Below are 19,080 nucleotides of genomic sequence, written 5' to 3'. Positions count from 1 at the left end.
TTCACATAACATTTACAGAAAAAGCAATATGTCAACCTTCTTTTTTCTTTTTTAATTTTCTGGCAAGTAATTCTTCTCGAACAGCATCGATAAGAAGAATGATAACTCCAGTTGTTACGCAACAATCTGCAACGTTAAAAACGGGATAATCATATTGCCAACCAATTACACTCCATTGCACATGGATCCAATCTATTACATAATGCAACCAAATACGATCAATGAAATTTCCTGCAGCCCCTGCAAAAATAAACGCTATACCTAAACGCGAAAAAATTTGATCTGCTTTTGTTTTAAAAAAGAAAATTAAAATTACGATCATTGCAACAATTGTTAATATATAAAAAAAATATGGTCTAATATTTTCAGGCAAATTTCCTAAAAAGCCCCAAGCAGCACCTGTATTTCTGACATATGTAGTATTAAAATCAAGCCAATTTACGGAATTGCCTAATGTAAAAACATGTTGTGAACTTGGATAATAATTGCGAATATCTGTTGCAGACGTACTCACCATAAAATATTTTTCAGACCAAAGTTTTGTCGATTGATCTAATAAAACAAAGCCTACGCAAAGAAATAAAAAACCTAAGAGTGAACCTTTTGATGCCTTTATCTTAACTGGAAGCGACTCGATGCTTGAGGAATCTTTTTGCATTTATAATCCTTTGAAAAAAAAATCAAACAAGCATATAATTAATGCATATCACTCATATAGGCAAGTATACAGTTTATAGAATTTAAGAAAGGCTCTTTTATCTTACCTCGATATAATGGATATATTAATCAATAATTTTATTAAGAGTAGGTTTAAAATGAATGAATTTCTCACAGCTGATATCTTAAAACAAATGGTCCGGCAAAAACATGCGCTCATAACAGTTAATCCAAAGCTTCAAAATTTTTTTACAGATATCTATTTTTCAAATCCTGATATTAAAAATAATTTACCTTTTTTACCTATTCGTTGCTTTCGAGATTTTACTTTGCACATTGGAAAACAGGCAGAAGAGAATACAACCTTTTTTTCCAGTGGAAGCACACATGCAATTCAAGCAAAGCATGTATTCACTCCGCAAAGGTTAGGACTTTATGCTCAACACTCCACAGAAGGATTTTTGAGATTTTTAAAAAAACATAATCTAAACAAAAATATTCCCGTAATCAGTCTTATTCCAGCAAAAGAAATTTGGAATAAAAGTTCGTTAGCCGCCATGATCTCAATGTTTAAAGATTTAGGGCTCAATATTATTTACTGTAACATTGAAAAAGATTGCCAAAATCTCAAAAAAATTCTGGAAAATAATGGAACATATAACCAGACTATTATTTTTGGAACAACCTTTCATCACATTATTGTAAGTGAATTTGTCCAATCTAATAAAATTGAAAAACTATTTAAAGGTAACAAACTTGCCCTCATTGATACGGGCGGAACAAAAGGAAGAACTCAAAACTTCAGTCTTGAAGAAACAAAAATAATATTTAAAAAAACATATGGCAATCCTAATGAATTTTTATTCTTATCAGAGTATGGTATGTGTGAACTTGCTTCACAAGCTTGGTCTGCTAAAAGCCAGCATGATGGTACATTTATTTGTAATAAAACTATGGTACCTGTTGCAATTAATTTGAAAGAAAGAAAAATTTTAAAAGTGAATGAATATGGATTTTTAGGATTTATTGACTCACTTAATATGGATACTTGGCCATCAATAATTACCGATGATATTGGCTGTATTTTTGATCAGGAAGAAGGTATTTTTGAACTCAAAGGACGAGCTCCCGATGCTACTTTAAAAGGCTGTAGTTTAAATGTTAAAGAAACTTTTTTCTTTTCTGAGTTGAGTTTAGAAACAGACATTCAAGAAAAACTCCCTAGAAATATAGTCTCTCGTGAAAATTTTCACTCACCTGCAGATGTCTTTAGTTTTATTGAAACACTTGATTCAAAAGTTTGGACATCATTTTGTTGGGCAGATTTAGCATCAACTCTTTTTTCTTGGAATGAAATACAAATTAAAAATATTGAAAAACTAAAAGACAAGAATATATTAATTATTTCTTCTGCAAACATTCCAATTACTTGGGTATATCCCGCTCGAGTGGCATGCTTATTGGGTGCAAATTCAATACACATTAAATTACCTTCACTAAGAGGTGATGATCTCGCCGCAAATAGAGTTCGCGCAAAAATTGAAGATCTCACAGATAAACTTGAACCTTTTTTCTTTCCTACAAAAATAGTCGTTGAAAAAACTAGAAATCTCTCAAAAGATTTGAGTTATTTTGATGCAGCTATAGTTTTTGGCACAAATAATACGATAGAAACATTTACAAAAAAACTAAAAAATTCTAAAACTCATCTAATTCCTCAGGGCGATGTAAAAAACAGTTTGAAAGTTGGTCTACAATACTCTACGGAAGAAGTTGCTAAGCTTTGCAGCCTTTGGCTAGGAAGAGGTTGTTTGACACCGATTTGCCTTTTTATGAGCGGCCGATCCGAAGAGCAAACTTATGATTGGCTTAAAGAATTTCAGTTTGTACTCGAAAAGAACTTCATTGATCGTTTTAAAGAAGAAGGATTATCTGGAGATTTTATTCATGCAACACATGTTCTTTACACTGAGGCTATTGTAAAAAACCTTGGCTTAGATCCCAAAGAAGCAATTTTCTCAGGAAAGATAGCACAAGTTATCAATCTGACTAAATTAGGTGCCGATGAAGTTCTTCAAAGTCGTCTTGATTTTTCATTCGGAGGATGCGGACTTGTTTTTGCTTTAGATGAATCGCTAAAAACAACGTTCCCACAGTTCGCTAATGAAAAAGTTATTCCAACATTGACTGATAATCATGGTGGCAAAACTTGGGAAGAATGGTTTGATTTTTAAAGAATAATTTATAAGTAGTAAGGATTTGCAAGTGAAAAAGAATCCAACAGGACATTCATTTAAAAAGTTTGCCTCTTTTTTTCCAACGCTTAATGAAGAAGAAATCGAACTATTATACCAAAGTTCCTCTGAATTATCCGTAAGAAAAGAGCAAAATATTTTTATAGCTGGTGAAAAATCATATTCTATTTATTTAATTGTTAATGGATGTGTAAAGTTTACAAGAGAATTTGATAAGGATAAAACAATAATAAGCTCACTTGCAAAAGAAGGAGATAGCTTCGGAGTCTTAGAAATTTTTTCTAAATCTCCTTATTTTGAAAGAACATGTACAGCAATTACAAATTGCGATTATTTTGCAGTGCCGAACGTTGCTATCTTCGGAATTGCTGAAAAAAATCCTTCGCTTTATTTTGATTTTTTAAAGCGTTTGAGCAATGTATCCTCTCGTCTATATAATAGAATAGAAGGTGTTCGTTATAAATCAGCGAAGCAAAGACTCGCATCCTGTTTTCTTGATTTTTCACCCTATTTAAAAAATAAATCTTTCTATAAAAAAGCACTGCTCAATCGCAGTGATTTTGCAGATCTTGCAGACATGACTCCCGAAACTGTGAGCAGGGTTTTTGCAGAATTAAAAAGACTTGGTGCAGTAGAAGGAAGTATTGCAGATTTTAATATTTTAGATCAGAATAAATTAAAAGAAATTTCTGAGTTTTAAATAATTATTATTTAATAATTTTTCCAGTCACAATTTTTGTAATTGCTGCAGCCATATCCTGTAAATCAAATTCAAAATTTGCGGTTTTTGCTTCGATAACTGTTTTTGGCATTCCATAAACAACGCATGAGCTTTTACTTTCTGCTAACACCATACCACCACGCAAACGAACTGTTTTAGAACCATCTGCCCCATCGCGCCCCATGCCTGTTAAAACAACCGCAAGAAGATCTTTGCCCATAACTTCAGCTGCCGTTTGAAATAAGACATCAGCAGAAGGTTTGTGTAGTATATTTTTAGGTTCTTCACTTAAATCACAATAAAGTCTATTTTGAATTTTCTTAAAAACAACGTGTTTATCTCCAGGAGCAAAACAAACTTCTCCAGAAACAAACGTGTGATCATCTTTTGCAACTGAAGTTTTGTGCTTTGATTGTTGAGCTATTCTTTCGGCTAACGAAGCCACAAAGGCTGCTGGCATATGTTGAACGACAACAATCGGTACTGGCATAATTGGGAGCGCTGTAAAGAGCTTATGCAGTGCAGCGGGGCCTCCTGTAGAGACTCCAATAACAATGGCTTTAGGAGCGACAAAAGGCAATGAAGTCACAGGAACTGTTGGTTTATAATGAGCCACTTCACCTTTACGTTTGCCTATAACATACGTATGAGCATTATTTACACGCTCTCTTAGCATATCAGGAGTAAATGCCTTTCCAATTTCAGTCTTTGGAATATAGTCAAATGCTCCTTTTTCTAGGGATTGTAAAGTTGCAGAAGCAGCTTGATTTGTTAAAGTAGAACACATGATAATTGCAGCATCACAGATTTTTTGCAATTGAGGAAGTATTTGTAATCCGCTTTTTCCAGGCATTTCAATATCTAAAGTGATTACATCTGGCTTTAATTTGCCTGCAAGTTCAAGCCCTTCATCTGCATTTTTACCGACTCCCACAACAGTAAATCCAGCAGCAGTCAACATCTGTGTTAACATTGCACACACTGTCGAAGAATCATCAATGATTAATACATTTACTGCCATGAGAAAAACTCCATTAGCTAGGATGCCATATCTTCGTCTTCGTTTAACTCTTCGGTTCTTTCATTTTCTTTTTTATCCATTAATTTTTTCCATATACGATTTACTGTCGCAATGAGAGCTTCACCATTGAATTTCACAACATATTCATCTGCTAGGCTCTTACCTGTTTCTTGATTCGCTCTACCTGAAAGAGATGTATGCATGATAATTGGTAAAGAATTAAAACGAGGATCTTTCTTTAATGTTTGCGTAAAAGCATGTCCATCCATACGTGGCATTTCAACGTCAGTTACAATCACTTGCACAAGATCTGTAATTTCCTTACCTTCATGTTGTGCTTGATCATACAGTGCTGTGAGAGTGAAGAGACCTTCTTCACCATCTGTAGCCGTAATCACACGATAACCATGTTGAGTTAAGAAGAGTTCAACTTGGGTGCGTGCAGTCATACTGTCATCAACCACAAGAACTGTTTTGGTTTCATCATTGCCTGTGGAAACACGATTGTTGAGTTTATCTTCTGTAAAGCGGTTTAGGGCATCGGTTTCACCATTGATTTCAGCAACAATTTTTTCAAAGTCAAGAATAAGAAGCATAAGGTCACGTTCATTATCTTGCCCTTTCGCAAGTTTATGCATACCAGTGACACAGCCCCCTTCACGCCCAATTAAACGTGTCGGAGGTAAAATAGCCTCCCAGGATATACGACGAATTCTCATTGCTTGGTGAACCACAAATCCAGTTACCAAGCCGTTAAATTCACATATAATAATATTGTCAGTCGGTCTTAAACTATGATTTGCATAGCCTAGATATTTTGCCAAATTTACGATTGGAATAGCTTCTTCACGGAGTTCGAGGAGTCCTTCAATACATTCATGACAGTTTGGCATTTTAGTGAATTGACTAATTTTATTAATTTCACGAACTTTTGCAATATTAATACCGTAAATTCCTTCATATTGAGCAGAGCCAGATGTATCAGCTCCAATAGGATAATCCTTCAATCTAAAGTCAACAAGTTCAAACTTGTTGCTCCCGATTTGTAACATTCTCTCTTCTTTTTTGCTCTTGGCGATATAAATTGCCATTGCATATCTCCTAAATGGGCCAACTCAAAACTCATGCTGCTTTAGCATCGTCATGACAGGCCGCATAATAAAGCTCTTTTGGCTCAAGTACGAGCACGACAGAGCCATTCCCCATGATACAAGCACCTGTAAATACGGGGATATTCGCTAAAAAACCGCCTAATGGTTTGATCATTATTTGTTCTTGCCAGTATAAAACATCAACAAGAATTCCGACTTTAAGGCCATCTATTTGCACAATCACAACAGGATTAGTCAATCCATCATCTTGCTCTTGTAAATTATTTTCAGCATCTTCACTTTCTTCCCCTGCTTGACTCATTCTTTTCTTTTCTGCGTGAATAAAATCGTCAAGTATAGATGGTCTTAAATTAACAACTTCATTCAATCGTAAAAGTGGAATCACTTCACCACGCAAGTTAATACTTGGCTGATTATTTAAATTAACAACATCTTTTTTCTCTGCTCTTACAGTTTCTGTAATAACTTCTTGAGGCAATGCATAGGTTTCTCCATCAACTCCAATTAATAATGCTTCAATAACTGCTAAACTTAATGGTAAAATGATTTTAAATTCTGTTCCTTGTCCTGGATTTGTATCAACAAAAATAGATCCACTGGATTTGCGAATATTATTTCTTACAACATCCATTCCCACACCACGTCCACTCACATCCGTGATTTCTGCCGCAGTGGAAAATCCGCTGTGAAATATAAATTCAATAATATCTTTTTTAGCAAGCATATCTGCTTGTTCTTGAGTAATAATACCTAAAGTAACAGCTTTATTTTTAACTCTGTCTAAATCAATACCATTCCCATCATCACGGACAACGAGTTTTACATTGTTACCCTCATAACCTGCTTTAAGTAACAAAGTACCTGTCTCACTCTTTCCTCGTTCTTTTCGCACTTCAGGTGTTTCAATTCCATGGTCTATAGAATTTCGAATGAGGTGCATAATTGGATCTGAAATTGCTTCACTGACTGTTTTATCGAGCTCAGTGTCTTCACCTTCAATAACAAAATTAATTTTCTTATTAAGTTTTTTAGCTACATCACGAACAAGTCTTGTATATTTAGTAAATACACTACCCACTGGCACCATACGTGCATTCATTACGCTTTCTTGCAAACGTGCAGAAAGACGCGTGACATGTCCTGTTCCTTCTTTAAATCCTTTGGTAATCTCATTTTCAGGCAATACTTCTTCGAGTTTATTCGATAAATGCACAAAAAGATTTTTAACTGTAATCAATTCACCCACAAGATTCATCAGTTGATCTAGTTTTTCCTTCTTAAGACGAACGAAATCATTAGCATCGCTGCCTCCGCCATGTGCAGGTTCGGCTTTGCCAGGAGCAACGGCTCCTGGTTTTGCGGCAGCCGCTGCTGCTGGTGCTGCACCTACTTTTGGAGCTGCTGCTGCTGCTGCTGGAGTAGCGGCTTTGGCTGCTGCAGGCGCTGGGGCTTGAACAACTGCTGGTTTGGCTTCGGACGCTTTTCCTGCTCCCACGGCACTTACCCCATCCATTTCAATTTTCACATTGCTTGAGCCAATTGCAAATTCAAAAATATCTTGAACTGTTTTAAATTCAGCCATCGAAACAAAATTAAATGTAAATTCAAAATAACAACGTTCTGCCTCTAATTCTGTTATTAATGGAATACGAGAAATATTTGTAAATAATGAAAATGTGCCTGTTGAAATATCACGACAGTTGAGCACCAGTGTTATAGGATCAATTCCAGTTAAAAAGAATTGATCTGCTCCAGTAATAGAAATATGATAGGGGCATTCACCTGGTTTTATATTTTCTGCACTTGGGGTAGGAGCGACTTCCCCAGCAGCAACTTTTTGTTGGAGTTGCTCTCCTGTAATTTCTTTAAAATCACAAAGTTGACGTACGATATCGGCATTGTCAAAACTTGCTAAATTCTGCTTTTTTTGAGCCCCGCTCATCATCTCTTTTAATCTGTCAAAACAACGTAACAAAGCAGAAAAAACTTCTTCTGTTGGATCAAGTTTTCCTTCACGCATACGATCAAGAAGATCTTCTGCATGGTGTGTTAAATCGGCAATTTCACGCAAACCAAATACACCGCTCGAACCTTTTAAAGTATGAACTTCTCTAAATAAGTTTTTAATGATTTCGAGATCACCCGGTGTCTTTTCAAGCACAAGAATACAGCTGTCAATATGCTCGAAGACTTCTCGCATTTCTTGAAAGAATATTTCTTGCATCTGTTCTTCGTTATAACTCACGACTTACCACCTCTTCACTGAGATAACAATAAAGAATCCATTTACTTTCCTTTCGGAAATGTATCAGCTGGTATTCCAAATAAATCGAGCAAGGAATCAAATGTTTGCGCACTTGATTTAATTTTTAAGTTTCCTTGACTCCCTTTTATAGTATTTTTTAAAGCAACAAGTAATTGTAATACAGCAGCATCTACTGCTTCTACTGCAGACATATCTATAAAAAAATCACCGCTTTTAGTTGCTTCGCTATTATAGCCTTCAATTATTTTATTTTTTAATTCAGAAACTTTGTAAATAGTGAGTTTACCTGTAAAAGTAAAAGTTCTATTTGCATAAGCAACTAATGAAGACATAAAAACCTCTATACTAAGCAGTTGATTTTTGATTTTGTGCACTAAACTCTGAATAAATTGCTCCACAATCAAGCCAAAGAATATTTCTATGTTTGTGTGGTTTAATAATTCCTTTTAAAAACTTTGATCTTTCACCTGCAACAATATCTGGAGTTTGTTGAACTGCTTCTTTTTCAACTTCTATAACTTCACTCACTCCATCAACAATAATTGCAGCTAATACATTTTTATCATCTAAAACAATTATTCTGCTTTTTTCAGATATGATTGGATTTTCAAGACCCATTATTTTATGAAAATTTACAATTTGTAATATATCACCACGTAAGTTTGCAACTCCCTCGACAAAGTGAGGAGCTTTTGAAACACGAGTCACTAAAGGAACACGAACTATTTCCTTGACTCTTTCTATTTCAATAACAAACTCTTCTTCATTTAATTTAAATCCAATTAATTTATATGTCTCAATTGTTGGAGCAATTCTTTTTCTCACACCAGAATTGTCATGCTTTAATTTATAAAGATCATCGAGCTTAGCTCCTTTACCTCCCTTTGCTCCCCCTGGTTTATTAGACATATTGATATCCTTTCATCAGCGTGCTAATTTCTTAACAGCACCAACAAGTTGCTCTGGATTAAAAGGTTTCACCAACCAACCACTTGCACCTGCTTTTTTAGCTCTTTCAACCTTGTCACCACTGCTTTCTGTTGTAAGCATAATGATTGGCAAGAATTTAAATTGCTCAATTTGGCGAATGGCTTCAACCATTTCAAGACCACCCATATTTGGCATGTTTACGTCGGAAATGATCATGCTGATCTCACCAGAACTTTGCAGTTTGTTGATTCCATCTTGACCATCTTCGGCTTCGACAACCTCAAAACCTTCCTTAGTCAAGGTGAAACCCACCTGCTGACGAATCGTACGAGAATCATCCACGATGAGTATTTTCTTGGCCATTGCCATCCTCCCTGTTGCAGAGTCGTTATCGTCACTTAATTTTAGAAATTAAGGTATTTTGTAACATTTATGAGCTGCAAAAAGTATGGCATTTCGGAAAGTTTTGGGGCAAGCTGCGTTTTTAACGTTCTAGAAGGGAGCGATTTAGCATGGCAAAAGAACCAAAAGCACATAAATTCTGTGACACTCTTTCAAGTGAGCAAAAGGCAAAACTCAAAGGGAAAGCTCACCATTTAAAACCCGTTGTCCAAGTGGGCACACAAGGACTCAGCGAAACTGTTTTAAAAGAAATTCAATTGGCACTTGATAAACATGAGCTCATTAAAGTGCAATTGCCAGGAAACAGCGATGCAGAAAGCAAAAACAGCAAAAAAGATGAAATCAGCCAAATCTTGCCAAAAAACACGCATGTGATAGGAAGAATTGGCAGAAGTCTTATTCTATATTTTGAAAAAGATCCCAGTGAGGCAAAAATCACTCTGAAAAGATTATGAGGAGTTAGCAATGAGTCCATTTTTTAAAAAGGCAATTTCTTCAAATAATATTACAGCAAAAGAAGCGACCGATGCTGTGCGGACATTGTTACGATATATTGGAGAAAACCCTGATAGGGAAGGATTGATTGACACTCCAGATAGATTTTGTCGTGCACTTTTAGAACTCACAGAAGGATACAGCTCTAATCCAGAAGAAATCCTATCAACCACATTTGAATCTCAATCCGATGAAATGATTTTGTTAAAAGACATCGAATTTACCTCAACTTGTGAACATCACTTACTCAACTTCAGTGGTAAAGCCCATGTTGCTTATATTCCTTCGGAAGGAAAAATTGTAGGACTGTCTAAACTCGCACGCATTGTTGATACTTTTTCTCAACGCCTCCAAGTTCAGGAACGACTCACTCAACAAGTTGCCGAAGCAATAGCTAAGCATTTAAACCCTCAGGGTGTTGCTGTTGTTTTTGAAGGAACTCATAGCTGTATGTGTGTGCGTGGCGTACGCAAACAATCAGCTAAAATGGTAACAAGCACCATGCTTGGACAATTTAGAGACTCTGCTGCCTCACGCAATGAATTCATGTCTTTTATAACAAAGAATTAAATTTTTACTATCTTGACATTCAATGCACTTCCATTAGTTTAATTTGTAAACATTAAACCATTTTGGAGGTTTTTTTATGCAAAAAAAGCACTTAAAAAAGGCGCTTATTACAAGTATTTCACTCTTCATGTGTTTTGAAATATTTGCTGCGGTTATTCCAGTAGGCACTAAACTCGCCAAGAAACAGCTCTTAAATAAAGACAACTCGAGTGAAATAACTTCGCTTGATCCGTCTTTAAGTTCAGATAATTTAAGCACATTTATTATTGATGACCTCTATGAAACTCTCATCGTAAATAACTCCCAAGGGAAATACGTATCAGGAGCTGCAACCCATTGGGACATAAGTAAAGATGGACTTGTATACACTTTTTATTTGAGAAAAAATGCAAAATGGTCCGATGGCAAACCCGTTGTAGCAAACAACTTTGTCTATAGCTTTAGAAGGCTGAGTGATCCAAAAACGGCTGCATCAATGGCTTATATGATAACTATGGTCAAAAATGCAGATAAAGTAAACCAAGGAGTGTTAAAGCCTGAAGCTCTGGGCGTAAAGGCAATAAACGACCACACTTTACAGATTACTTTAGAATATTCTGCTCCTTATTTTCAAAGTTTAGCCACAATGTCACAACTTGTTCCATTAAGACAAGATATCATTGAAAAATACGGTTCTGAATGGACTCAAGCAAAAAATATGGTTTCAAATGGAGCCTATATTTTAAAGGAATGGAAGATATCTGATCACATCTCATTGGAACGTAATAAAAACTACTGGGATAATAAAAATACAGTGATTGAAAATGTAAATTACTGGGTAGTAACTGATAAAACAGCTGCCCTGCGCTTATATCAAGCAGGTCAAATAGATTGGACCTATGGCCTCCCTCCTGGTCAAGTGACAAAAATAAAAAAAGAATTTAAGTCAGAAGTTAAACATTCTCCCTCATTATCAACTAGTTATTTAATGTTTAATACCAAAGCACCTCCTCTTGACAATTTAAAGCTCAGAAAAGCGCTTGCTTTGTCTGTCGATCGCGATGATTTTGCAAAATATATTTTAGAGAAAGGCGAAAAACCTCTCTATGATTTAAGCCCTTACGGCATTGCTAATTATTCACAGTATGAACCCGAATGGGCACAGTGGAGCAGTGAAAAGCGAATTGCTGAAGCTAAAAAGCTCTACGCTGAAGCTGGTTATTCTAGAAATAATCCTGCTAAAATCTCGATTCAGCACCAAACAAATGAAACAGATAAAAAATATGTAACAGCTATCACTTCAATGTGGGCAAAAAATCTTGGAGTTAAAACAGAGTTATCGAGTTCGGAATGGAAAGTACATATCAATTCATTGCATGAAAAAAAATATCAATTGACTTTAAGACTATGGCAAGCTGATTTTGATGATGCGTTAAATTTTGCTTCATTAATTGAAGGTAACAACGCTCAAAACTTAACAAACCATAAAAATAAAAAGTTTGATGAAATGCTCGCCGCTTCCAATTTAGAAACAAATTTAGATAAACGGAAAATTCTCATTAAAGAAGCAATGAAAATTGGACTTGAAGATTATTCAGTGTCTCCAATTTATTCTGGGACAAATATGCGACTTATAAAACATTACGTACAAGGTGCTGCCTTTAATAATCCAAATGACCATTATCCAACAAAAGATCTTTATATCGTTTCACATGATGGAAATAGTTAATTAACTTTTGTCAAACTCACTGTACATTTTTACCCTTGAGCCATTTAACATGCGTGACTGGTAAATATAAAGTTTCTTTGATATTTGATAGTAAGAATAATCTCCTAAAAAATTTCCGTCACAAACAAAATATGTAGAATCAGATAAACAGGTGTTTTCAAAAATCCTCACTTGACTTGAAACAACAGAAACTTCGTTTTCTTGAGATTTTTCAAAAGAAAATTCGTTTTTCTGCTTATTATTAAAAAAAATGTGAGTGTCAATTATTCCGGTCTTACAACCAAAAGTAATATCTGAATTTTTATATCTTATTTTTGAATATCCTTGAAAAACCAGCCAATACTGACCATCTAAAATTTTTGCCAACGAAATTTTAGCATTGCCTTTCACATTAATTTTATCATATTTGCACTCTTCCCCATGATCATGGCCCACTTTACAAATATTTATGTTTTTTAAAATATATACGCCATTGGGGATGGAAGGATTTAAACTTGACAAACCATTTGCCCTGTCTTCTCCCCAAAAACTAGAGTTTTTAGCGCCAATATTTAAAATTATAAATAGCACAACGAGCATGACGACTTTTTTGTACATAAGATTCATCTACTGTACTCTTACAAAGTTAATGTGTATGATTATCTTTATAATATCATATGCAATTTAATTTTCAATTTTTAAAACAAAAAAAATTAAGGAAATTCATTGAAATGAGAAAAAGAGCCATAGTCATATTGAGTGCATTTGTCTTACTTTGCACCCTATACTGTATTAGTATGCTGTATGCTCAAATTCAAATATCCATTGGTTTAGATAAAAGTATTAAAAACTTTAAAAACAGGCCTTCATACCCTGAACAGATTGAATTCAGTCGCATTTCTCTTTCTCCTTTTTTTTTCATAAACAAAACATTTTACATTAAAGACATTGTTATACATTCAAAATATCACTTTTTAAATATTTACATAAAAAGCCTATGCGTTAGTAATTATATAAAAAATGGACCTGATATTTTACCTATGAATTTTGAAACAAATAGTATTACATTTTTTTCATTAAATAACTTAAAAGAATCTTTACAAAGAACGCATAAACAATTTCCCATTTCGAAAGAGACAATAGACAGTATATTAGATAAATCAATTTTAAGTTTAAAAGGAGAATATAATAAAGAAATCTATGAAATTGAAACTTCCTTATCTAAAGGAAAAATAAAATTAATGGAAAGCTATTTAACCATCAATCAGTTTCCATTAAATGAAACAAAATATCCTTTAAAATTTTTCATAAAAAAAATGAAAATAAATTTAGAAGACATAGCAATTTCTTTAAAAGAAAATATTAAAAAAAATCCTGCTTTAAAAGATTTATTAGGTAATAAAGTTGACACCATTTACACCGATTTAGAATTAAACTTTGACAAATCTATAGAAAATAATTACGAACTAAAAATTAAACTTTTGATTCATAAGATACTTCATTTAAACATCAACACATCCTTTTTAATTGAGGAGATATTTCATTCAGAAAATTATAAATTAAATAATATGTTTATTCTTTTAGAAGATTTAAATTTTATTAATAATTATTTTTGGAGAAAATCACTAGAAAATAATATTTCATATGATGAAGAAAAAAGAAAAGCTATTAAGCAAAATAATATGATGCTCATTTTCATAGAAAAAACACCTTTAGAACATGGCTTATTAGAATTTAACAGGTTTATTGAAAATCCAAAATACTTTTTTATCTCTATAACACCCAAAAAACCAATCCCACTTCAAGAAATACAAACTAAATCACGAGAAAATATTTTTAACTTATTTAGAGAAGTAAATATAAATTTTAAAGCTATTAAAAATAAAAGTTATTTAGAAAAAGCTGTGAAAGAAACTGATCCTTGAAAAACGAACTGCGCATCACCAGATAAAACACGTTGGGTTTGATTCTGTATAATTCTATTAGAAATACTGACTTTTCCGCCCGGCATTTTAAAGTACACTTCTTCAATTTCTTTTGGAATAAGTTGAGAATATTCAAGTGCTACACGTGCGGCTGTTGCACCAGAGCCACAACACTCTGTGAACCCAGCCCCTCGTTCAAAAACTGCTAAACTCCAATTATTTTCATTTTTGGAAATAATTTTTTCTTTTGAGTTTTGTGAAATATCAAGAACAGACAACATTCCAATATTTGCTAAAGGAACAGAATTTCCTAATATTTTATTTTTCAATTCAATTTGTGCCAATAAACCAAATTCTTCAAACTGCTTTTTAGTAAAACTTTTAAAAAGAGGCGAAATAAAAACCCAATGAGGATTGGATAATTGAACAAAAACAGGAGTTAAAAAATCAACTTCTTTACCAAAATGAATAAGAGAATTCTCAACGAGCGGTGTTAAAAAAACTTTTTTTTCAATTCCCATTGCCACATTTATTACAGCTAATTCTTTTTCCGTGTCTTTTACATACTGGCCAAATATGAGAGTGGCAAATGGGTTTATTTCACAAACAAACTGCTCATCATTTGAAATATCATTCTTTTTTATACTAAACTCTTTTGGCGACAATCGATCAATTTGTAATTCTTTTAAACCATCCCAAACTCTACTGCGCATTAACATAAGACCTAAACAACGCAGAGCATTCCCGCAAGTAGCAGCAAAACTACCATCCGAATTTACGATAAGTATTTCAACTTTTAATTTCTGATTATTGGTTTTGTTACTTCTTATCTGAGGGTCTACAAACTTATAAAAAACAATTCCATCTGCACCAACACCGCGGGTTCTGTGGCACAAATTTATCACAAATTCTTTTAAAAAAAATTGAGGGTATGATATTGGAGCTTTATTCTGAGTATTTATCTTCTTAATTAAATTTGAATATTGAATAAAATCAAGAAAAATAAAATCGTTGGATGCTCCGTGTAATTTTTCAAATTGAATATTATCAAAAATTTTTGGCACATTTTCCCTTTCATTTAATAGAGCGGAAATGAATCAAAAATTTACTCAGAAACCTCAACTGTCACATTACCAAGCACTTTACATTGGCAAGCAAGACGTTCATCTTCACGTGCTGCCATTGTTTCTAGAAAGTCGCGCTCATGCTCTTCCATTGGACTTAAATTTTCTGGATTTTCGAGCACGCGAATCATGCATGCCCCACATGCGCCATCACGGCATCCAAAGAGAATGCTTGTTTCTTCTGTCTCACAAACATCTATAATTGCAGCACCTTTTTCGATATTAATATTTTTTTTATCAGTCTTTACTGTCAGTATGGGCATTTATCGATTTCCTTATTTAACTCCCCAAAGGGTACCGCGTATTCCTAACTGAAATCATATCTTATCGCAATATTTACTTTTCATTCATTGCACCGATATATGATCTGACGTGCACATGAGGGCAACTCTTTGTACGTAGATTGGAATTAAGCATGGTTGTTGAAAATATCCAATTATTACTTAGAGCTAAGTCCAAATCCTCCTCCCCTACAATGCAGCGCGTATGTAGGGTTCTGAAAGGTCCGGATTGTTACATTTGTGGACTGTGTGGCAGACGTTATAAAAAATTAAAAGACGCTTGGAAATGTGTTACCATTGGTGGTTTAAAAATAAAATCACACCTCATAGCCTCTAGCAATTCATTTGCACACAATTATCAATGCATCTTATGCGGAAAAGCATATGCTAATCAACAAGATACATCTATATGCACCATTCGTGACGTTGAAAATGGTTGGTTTCCAAGAATACTTTCAGAACATTTGCTCAGCATGGCTTACTCCATGTTAAACAGTGATCCTAAGACAAGACGAAATCTTCTTAGCACCCGTCAAAGAGGAGGGATTACTTCTGTTTCTGAAGCTGACAATCAAAGTTTGAGTAAAAAAGCAACTGAAATGAATGATTCCTTGGATGACGATGAAGACTCTAGCCCACCCCCTTCCCCAGAAAAGAGTTTTGACTCATTAGAAAATGAATCGACAGAAATCAAAGCACAAGCCCCGCAACTTGAACAAATGCCAGAAACAGAACCAGCAACAGGCGAACCAATGGATCATGATACCGTTTATTATGAAAAACCTGCTGAAAAAGACAAACCAGTCCATTTTAGAACCCCAGGACAAAAGCCATTTATTAGAAATGGGTCAAATTATGTTTGCTCTGTATGCAATGAAAAATTCTTTACCAAAATGGAAGCAGAAAATCATTTTAATGAACACCCTTTAGTCGAAACAGTGTAGACTCTTCCTACAAATATGCATACAATCACACGTTACTAAAATAATAACTTTATGAGTTATTTTTATTAAATCCGAGGGATAGCATGTTCTTAGTTTTTTTCTTAAATTGTCTTTCCACTTTCTTAAGCCTCATTGGCTTCAAAGGAATATTAGTTTTATCTAAAATTATCGGATTTATTTCTTATGATATTTTACGAATTAGAAGAACAGTTATTCTCAAAAATCTAACTATTGCCTTTCAAAACGAAAAATCAGAAAATGAATTAAATAAGATAGGAAGACTTTCTACAATTCATTTTATTCGCACAGTTTTAGAGTTACTTGCAGCAAATAAACTCTTTAAAAAAACTAAAGTCATATTTAAAAATAAACCATTAGTAGATGAAGCTTTTAAGAAAAATGAAGGTATTTATGCAATGTGCATACATATTGGAAATTGGGAGTATTTATGCCATATAAACTCCATTTACTTTGCTCCCGTTCACGTTGTTGTTAAACCTATAGGCAAGGGTACCCTTGCAAAATGGATTGAAAATATGCGTGCCTCCATTGGATATCGTATTATCGATCGAAAAGGAGAAAAATCATCGACCACTCAAATTTTCAATGCACTTGAACAAAAAGAAGTTGTTGGACTTATAGTTGACCAAAAACGACCACGTGGAGAAATTCTTCCATTTTTCGGAAAAGATGCCTCGACAAATAATAGCCTTGCTAAACTTTGGTTAAAAAGAAATGCTCCTGTTATCCCTGTTATAATTAAAAGAAAAGCAATTGATACCCAAGAAATTATTTATTTTCCTGAATTTGAAATGATTGAAAATAAAGAATGGACTCGCGAACAAAATATTACTGAAAATACAAAGAGAATGAATTTAATGGTAGAAAAAATGATAAAACAAAACCCTGAAGAATATTTTTGGATGCACAATAGATGGGGATAAATAAATCTGAAAAAATAAACTTAGAAGCAGAAAAAAAGAGAAAACATGATATTTTAGCAGGCATACGCTTTCTCGAACATCTTTTCAATGAAATATTAATTGCTGAAAAAATTGAGGATATAAAAGATAAAAATATTTTAAATAAATTTAAATTAACTATTTCTCAATTAAAAAAAGAATTAAAAAAATAATTAAAAAAATAATTAAAAATCTTCACTTATTATGATGAAAATTTACATTGAAATCATTTTTACAATCAAATAAAGCATATTTTTCTGGCTTATATGGAAAATAACGCTTACAGGCTTTGGGTATAGGGCATATCTTTTCTTGATTTAATAAATAAACTCTATAACGATTATTTTGCCCCGGAGATAATGACAATTTATAATCTCGAGCAAAATTTGCAATCATCATCCACGACTCAGTATTATCGCGAAACCAAGGACAAAAATTTATCTGCATATTTGTTATTGGCATGACTCCCTGAGCAGTGAAATCTGTATGGTATTGAGCATTTTTTAGAATTTTATCAAAATTTCTTACACTCAATATAATTGTTAAGAAAATCAAAAATATAAAAATAATTTTCAAGAGAATAAATCCATAACTTTTATATAAGAACCAATCCTGGAGTTTATTTAAATAATTAGAAAATAAAGATGCGAGTGTCATTGCATAAAATGGCATAGAAATCATAAGATACCAACCATGATTTTTAGAGCTAATAACCAATGGCAGTGAAGCAGAAAGGGCCATCAGAAAAAAAAGGGCTGTATTTTTATTAAAATTTAAAAGCTTAAAATTTCTATTATAAAGAACAAGTATAATGCAGATTGCCATAGGTAAAACAATCTGCTCTATAAGAACCCATAGTATTTGAAAATGTGGATTATCAATTTCTCTTTTACCCGCTATACTTCTAAATACTTGATTTTCAAAATAAACCTCAAAAAACCTTCTTGCATCTGCATTTAATAGCAATAAAATCATCATAAATACTAAATAAAATATGATAGATATTTGACATATTATAGTTTTGCTTTTATTCGAATCTTTAAGAAAAAAATAACAAAAAAAAGGAAAAAACATAGGATAAAATGCAAAAACTCCTTTTGATAAGAAACCTAAAAAAATAAATAAAGCGGCAATGAATCCATAAAATACAGCTTTCCAAGTTTTAATTGTCTTACATCCATAGACAATAAATAATGTGCTTAACAGCATAAAAATGACTAAAGTATTTTCAAGTTCATTATTAGCAATGACCCAAAAAACAACGGGAGTGATTACAAATAGAAAAGGAGCACACCAAGAAAGAGATTTATCTTGTGAGATATTTTTCCAAACTAGAGAAATCAGAAACAGTTGTGACAGTCCTATTATAAATGTATATACTCTTTCAATCCAACGATAATCTCCAAAAATATCAAATATAATAGATTGCAAATAAATTGCTAATGGTGGATGCTCTAAAAAAGAAGTGTACATTGTTTCTGTGTAATGGGGCTGCCAAAAATGTCCAATTCCCTGTGACATATTTCTAGCTACCGTAGCATATAAAACACCATCAACAAACATTCCATGTCCTAATAATTTTGGAAAAACAATCACAAAAATAAGTAAATAAGGTAAGCTTTGCAAAATTATTTTTTGTCTAAAAATATAGCTAAACATTCATTGACCTTTCTATTTTAGGTCTAATTATTGTAAAATACAGAGATATAAAGATGTAACAGATAATTA

General features: G+C 33.3%; 20 protein-coding genes. 9 read left to right on the top strand and 11 right to left on the bottom strand.

Features of this window, described 5'->3' with window-relative positions; genetic code table 11:
* Positions 1 to 31 precede the first annotated feature (31 nt).
* Positions 32 to 658, bottom strand: coding sequence for a signal peptidase II (gene lspA, locus GCL57_RS01210; protein ID WP_152211433.1), 627 nt, complete (start codon positions 656 to 658; stop codon positions 32 to 34).
* Positions 659 to 815: 157 nt separating this feature from the next.
* On the opposite strand from lspA, the gene GCL57_RS01205 reads away from it, so the two are divergent.
* Together GCL57_RS01205 and GCL57_RS01200 are read left to right on the top strand one after the other, a co-directional pair.
* On the top strand, positions 816 to 2,891 hold the full coding sequence (locus tag GCL57_RS01205) for a hypothetical protein (RefSeq protein ID WP_152211432.1): 2,076 nt from the start codon (positions 816 to 818) through the stop codon (positions 2,889 to 2,891).
* Positions 2,892 to 2,922: 31 nt separating this feature from the next.
* Positions 2,923 to 3,612 carry a Crp/Fnr family transcriptional regulator gene (locus GCL57_RS01200; protein ID WP_152211431.1) on the top strand — a complete coding sequence of 230 codons (690 nt, stop codon included), beginning with the start codon at positions 2,923 to 2,925 and terminating at the stop codon, positions 3,610 to 3,612.
* 7 nt (positions 3,613 to 3,619) lie between these two features.
* Here GCL57_RS01200 and cheB read toward each other — a convergent pair whose 3' ends face one another.
* Genes cheB through GCL57_RS01170 form a run of 6 tightly spaced genes read right to left on the bottom strand, consistent with a single transcriptional unit; the run spans position 3,620 to position 9,325 of the window.
* Complete coding sequence (gene cheB, locus GCL57_RS01195; protein WP_152211430.1) at positions 3,620 to 4,654, bottom strand: chemotaxis-specific protein-glutamate methyltransferase CheB; 1,035 nt, start codon at positions 4,652 to 4,654, stop codon at positions 3,620 to 3,622.
* Positions 4,655 to 4,671: 17 nt separating this feature from the next.
* A complete protein-coding gene (locus GCL57_RS01190) occupies positions 4,672 to 5,745 on the bottom strand; it encodes a chemotaxis protein (protein WP_152211429.1) in 1,074 nt (357 codons plus the stop codon).
* A gap of 31 nt (positions 5,746 to 5,776) precedes the next feature.
* Positions 5,777 to 8,011 (bottom strand): chemotaxis protein CheA, encoded by a 2,235-nt coding sequence (locus GCL57_RS01185; RefSeq protein WP_152211428.1) that lies wholly within the window; start codon positions 8,009 to 8,011, stop codon positions 5,777 to 5,779.
* Positions 8,012 to 8,052: 41 nt separating this feature from the next.
* Positions 8,053 to 8,364 carry an STAS domain-containing protein gene (locus GCL57_RS01180; RefSeq protein ID WP_152211427.1) on the bottom strand — a complete coding sequence of 104 codons (312 nt, stop codon included), beginning with the start codon at positions 8,362 to 8,364 and terminating at the stop codon, positions 8,053 to 8,055.
* Positions 8,365 to 8,377: 13 nt separating this feature from the next.
* Positions 8,378 to 8,941 carry a chemotaxis protein CheW gene (locus GCL57_RS01175; protein ID WP_152211426.1) on the bottom strand — a complete coding sequence of 188 codons (564 nt, stop codon included), beginning with the start codon at positions 8,939 to 8,941 and terminating at the stop codon, positions 8,378 to 8,380.
* A 15-nt stretch (positions 8,942 to 8,956) separates the two neighbouring features.
* Positions 8,957 to 9,325 carry a response regulator gene (locus tag GCL57_RS01170; protein WP_130609049.1) on the bottom strand — a complete coding sequence of 123 codons (369 nt, stop codon included), beginning with the start codon at positions 9,323 to 9,325 and terminating at the stop codon, positions 8,957 to 8,959.
* Positions 9,326 to 9,474: 149 nt separating this feature from the next.
* Between GCL57_RS01170 and GCL57_RS01165 the strand changes: the two genes are divergently transcribed.
* The 3 genes from GCL57_RS01165 (at position 9,475) to GCL57_RS01155 (ending at position 12,137) form a co-directional block, all read left to right on the top strand.
* A complete protein-coding gene (locus GCL57_RS01165; protein WP_152211425.1) occupies positions 9,475 to 9,819 on the top strand; it encodes a YhbY family RNA-binding protein in 345 nt (114 codons plus the stop codon).
* Between the two features lie 10 nt (positions 9,820 to 9,829).
* Positions 9,830 to 10,429, top strand: a complete 600-nt coding sequence (gene folE / locus GCL57_RS01160) for a GTP cyclohydrolase I FolE (RefSeq protein WP_152211424.1) — start codon at positions 9,830 to 9,832, stop codon at positions 10,427 to 10,429.
* A gap of 76 nt (positions 10,430 to 10,505) precedes the next feature.
* Positions 10,506 to 12,137 carry a peptide ABC transporter substrate-binding protein gene (locus GCL57_RS01155; protein ID WP_152211423.1) on the top strand — a complete coding sequence of 544 codons (1,632 nt, stop codon included), beginning with the start codon at positions 10,506 to 10,508 and terminating at the stop codon, positions 12,135 to 12,137.
* Here the strand turns inward: GCL57_RS01155 and GCL57_RS01150 are convergent, their stop codons facing one another.
* On the bottom strand, positions 12,138 to 12,734 hold the full coding sequence (locus tag GCL57_RS01150) for a hypothetical protein (RefSeq protein WP_161597531.1): 597 nt from the start codon (positions 12,732 to 12,734) through the stop codon (positions 12,138 to 12,140). It lies immediately after the preceding gene.
* A gap of 113 nt (positions 12,735 to 12,847) precedes the next feature.
* On the opposite strand from GCL57_RS01150, the gene GCL57_RS01145 reads away from it, so the two are divergent.
* Positions 12,848 to 14,041: a hypothetical protein gene (locus tag GCL57_RS01145; protein WP_152211421.1), complete on the top strand. Its 1,194-nt coding sequence runs from the start codon at positions 12,848 to 12,850 to the stop codon at positions 14,039 to 14,041.
* Here GCL57_RS01145 and GCL57_RS01140 read toward each other — a convergent pair.
* The gene (locus tag GCL57_RS01140) at positions 14,005 to 15,105 is read right to left on the bottom strand and encodes a diaminopimelate epimerase (protein WP_152211420.1); all 1,101 of its coding nucleotides are present in this window, start codon (positions 15,103 to 15,105) and stop codon (positions 14,005 to 14,007) included. The two genes, GCL57_RS01145 and GCL57_RS01140, sit on opposite strands and share 37 nt — an antisense overlap.
* 41 nt (positions 15,106 to 15,146) lie before the next feature.
* Positions 15,147 to 15,428, bottom strand: coding sequence for a 2Fe-2S iron-sulfur cluster-binding protein (locus tag GCL57_RS01135; protein WP_152211419.1), 282 nt, complete (start codon positions 15,426 to 15,428; stop codon positions 15,147 to 15,149).
* Positions 15,429 to 15,580: 152 nt separating this feature from the next.
* Between GCL57_RS01135 and GCL57_RS01130 the strand changes: the two genes are divergently transcribed.
* From GCL57_RS01130 to GCL57_RS01120, 3 genes are all read left to right on the top strand, one after another.
* Positions 15,581 to 16,390 (top strand): hypothetical protein, encoded by an 810-nt coding sequence (locus GCL57_RS01130; RefSeq protein ID WP_152211418.1) that lies wholly within the window; start codon positions 15,581 to 15,583, stop codon positions 16,388 to 16,390.
* A gap of 83 nt (positions 16,391 to 16,473) precedes the next feature.
* Positions 16,474 to 17,334 (top strand): lysophospholipid acyltransferase family protein, encoded by an 861-nt coding sequence (locus tag GCL57_RS01125; protein ID WP_152211417.1) that lies wholly within the window; start codon positions 16,474 to 16,476, stop codon positions 17,332 to 17,334.
* Positions 17,325 to 17,525 (top strand): hypothetical protein, encoded by a 201-nt coding sequence (locus GCL57_RS01120; RefSeq protein WP_152211416.1) that lies wholly within the window; start codon positions 17,325 to 17,327, stop codon positions 17,523 to 17,525. The genes GCL57_RS01125 and GCL57_RS01120 overlap by 10 nt, the downstream gene beginning before the upstream one ends.
* Positions 17,526 to 17,547: 22 nt before the next feature.
* Here the strand turns inward: GCL57_RS01120 and GCL57_RS01115 are convergent, their stop codons facing one another.
* Positions 17,548 to 19,011 carry an ArnT family glycosyltransferase gene (locus tag GCL57_RS01115; protein ID WP_152211415.1) on the bottom strand — a complete coding sequence of 488 codons (1,464 nt, stop codon included), beginning with the start codon at positions 19,009 to 19,011 and terminating at the stop codon, positions 17,548 to 17,550.
* Between the last annotated feature and the right edge of the window lie 69 nt (positions 19,012 to 19,080).

It is taken from the genome of Fluviispira multicolorata, assembly GCF_009208585.1.
GTDB classification, from domain to species: Bacteria; Bdellovibrionota_B; Oligoflexia; order Silvanigrellales; family Silvanigrellaceae; genus Silvanigrella; species Silvanigrella multicolorata.
The sequence above is the reverse complement of the archived record's forward strand: the minus strand, read 5'-3'. Positions and strand labels throughout refer to the sequence as shown.

What these genes read in the sequence shown, in the direction of transcription:
- folE (WP_152211424.1), top strand. Translation starts at nt 9,830, where the DNA reads ATGAGTCCATTTTTTAAAAAGGCAATTTCTTCAAATAATATTACAGCA.
- GCL57_RS01165 (WP_152211425.1), top strand. Translation starts at nt 9,475, where the DNA reads ATGGCAAAAGAACCAAAAGCACATAAATTCTGTGACACTCTTTCAAGT.
- GCL57_RS01155 (WP_152211423.1), top strand. Translation starts at nt 10,506, where the DNA reads ATGCAAAAAAAGCACTTAAAAAAGGCGCTTATTACAAGTATTTCACTC.
- cheB (WP_152211430.1), bottom strand. Translation starts at nt 4,654, where the DNA reads ATGGCAGTAAATGTATTAATCATTGATGATTCTTCGACAGTGTGTGCA.
- GCL57_RS01115 (WP_152211415.1), bottom strand. Translation starts at nt 19,011, where the DNA reads ATGTTTAGCTATATTTTTAGACAAAAAATAATTTTGCAAAGCTTACCT.
- GCL57_RS01145 (WP_152211421.1), top strand. Translation starts at nt 12,848, where the DNA reads ATGAGAAAAAGAGCCATAGTCATATTGAGTGCATTTGTCTTACTTTGC.
- GCL57_RS01170 (WP_130609049.1), bottom strand. Translation starts at nt 9,325, where the DNA reads ATGGCCAAGAAAATACTCATCGTGGATGATTCTCGTACGATTCGTCAG.
- GCL57_RS01130 (WP_152211418.1), top strand. Translation starts at nt 15,581, where the DNA reads ATGGTTGTTGAAAATATCCAATTATTACTTAGAGCTAAGTCCAAATCC.
- GCL57_RS01205 (WP_152211432.1), top strand. Translation starts at nt 816, where the DNA reads ATGAATGAATTTCTCACAGCTGATATCTTAAAACAAATGGTCCGGCAA.
- lspA (WP_152211433.1), bottom strand. Translation starts at nt 658, where the DNA reads ATGCAAAAAGATTCCTCAAGCATCGAGTCGCTTCCAGTTAAGATAAAG.
- GCL57_RS01135 (WP_152211419.1), bottom strand. Translation starts at nt 15,428, where the DNA reads ATGCCCATACTGACAGTAAAGACTGATAAAAAAAATATTAATATCGAA.
- GCL57_RS01180 (WP_152211427.1), bottom strand. Translation starts at nt 8,364, where the DNA reads ATGTCTTCATTAGTTGCTTATGCAAATAGAACTTTTACTTTTACAGGT.
- GCL57_RS01120 (WP_152211416.1), top strand. Translation starts at nt 17,325, where the DNA reads ATGGGGATAAATAAATCTGAAAAAATAAACTTAGAAGCAGAAAAAAAG.
- GCL57_RS01125 (WP_152211417.1), top strand. Translation starts at nt 16,474, where the DNA reads ATGTTCTTAGTTTTTTTCTTAAATTGTCTTTCCACTTTCTTAAGCCTC.
- GCL57_RS01150 (WP_161597531.1), bottom strand. Translation starts at nt 12,734, where the DNA reads ATGTACAAAAAAGTCGTCATGCTCGTTGTGCTATTTATAATTTTAAAT.
- GCL57_RS01190 (WP_152211429.1), bottom strand. Translation starts at nt 5,745, where the DNA reads ATGGCAATTTATATCGCCAAGAGCAAAAAAGAAGAGAGAATGTTACAA.
- GCL57_RS01175 (WP_152211426.1), bottom strand. Translation starts at nt 8,941, where the DNA reads ATGTCTAATAAACCAGGGGGAGCAAAGGGAGGTAAAGGAGCTAAGCTC.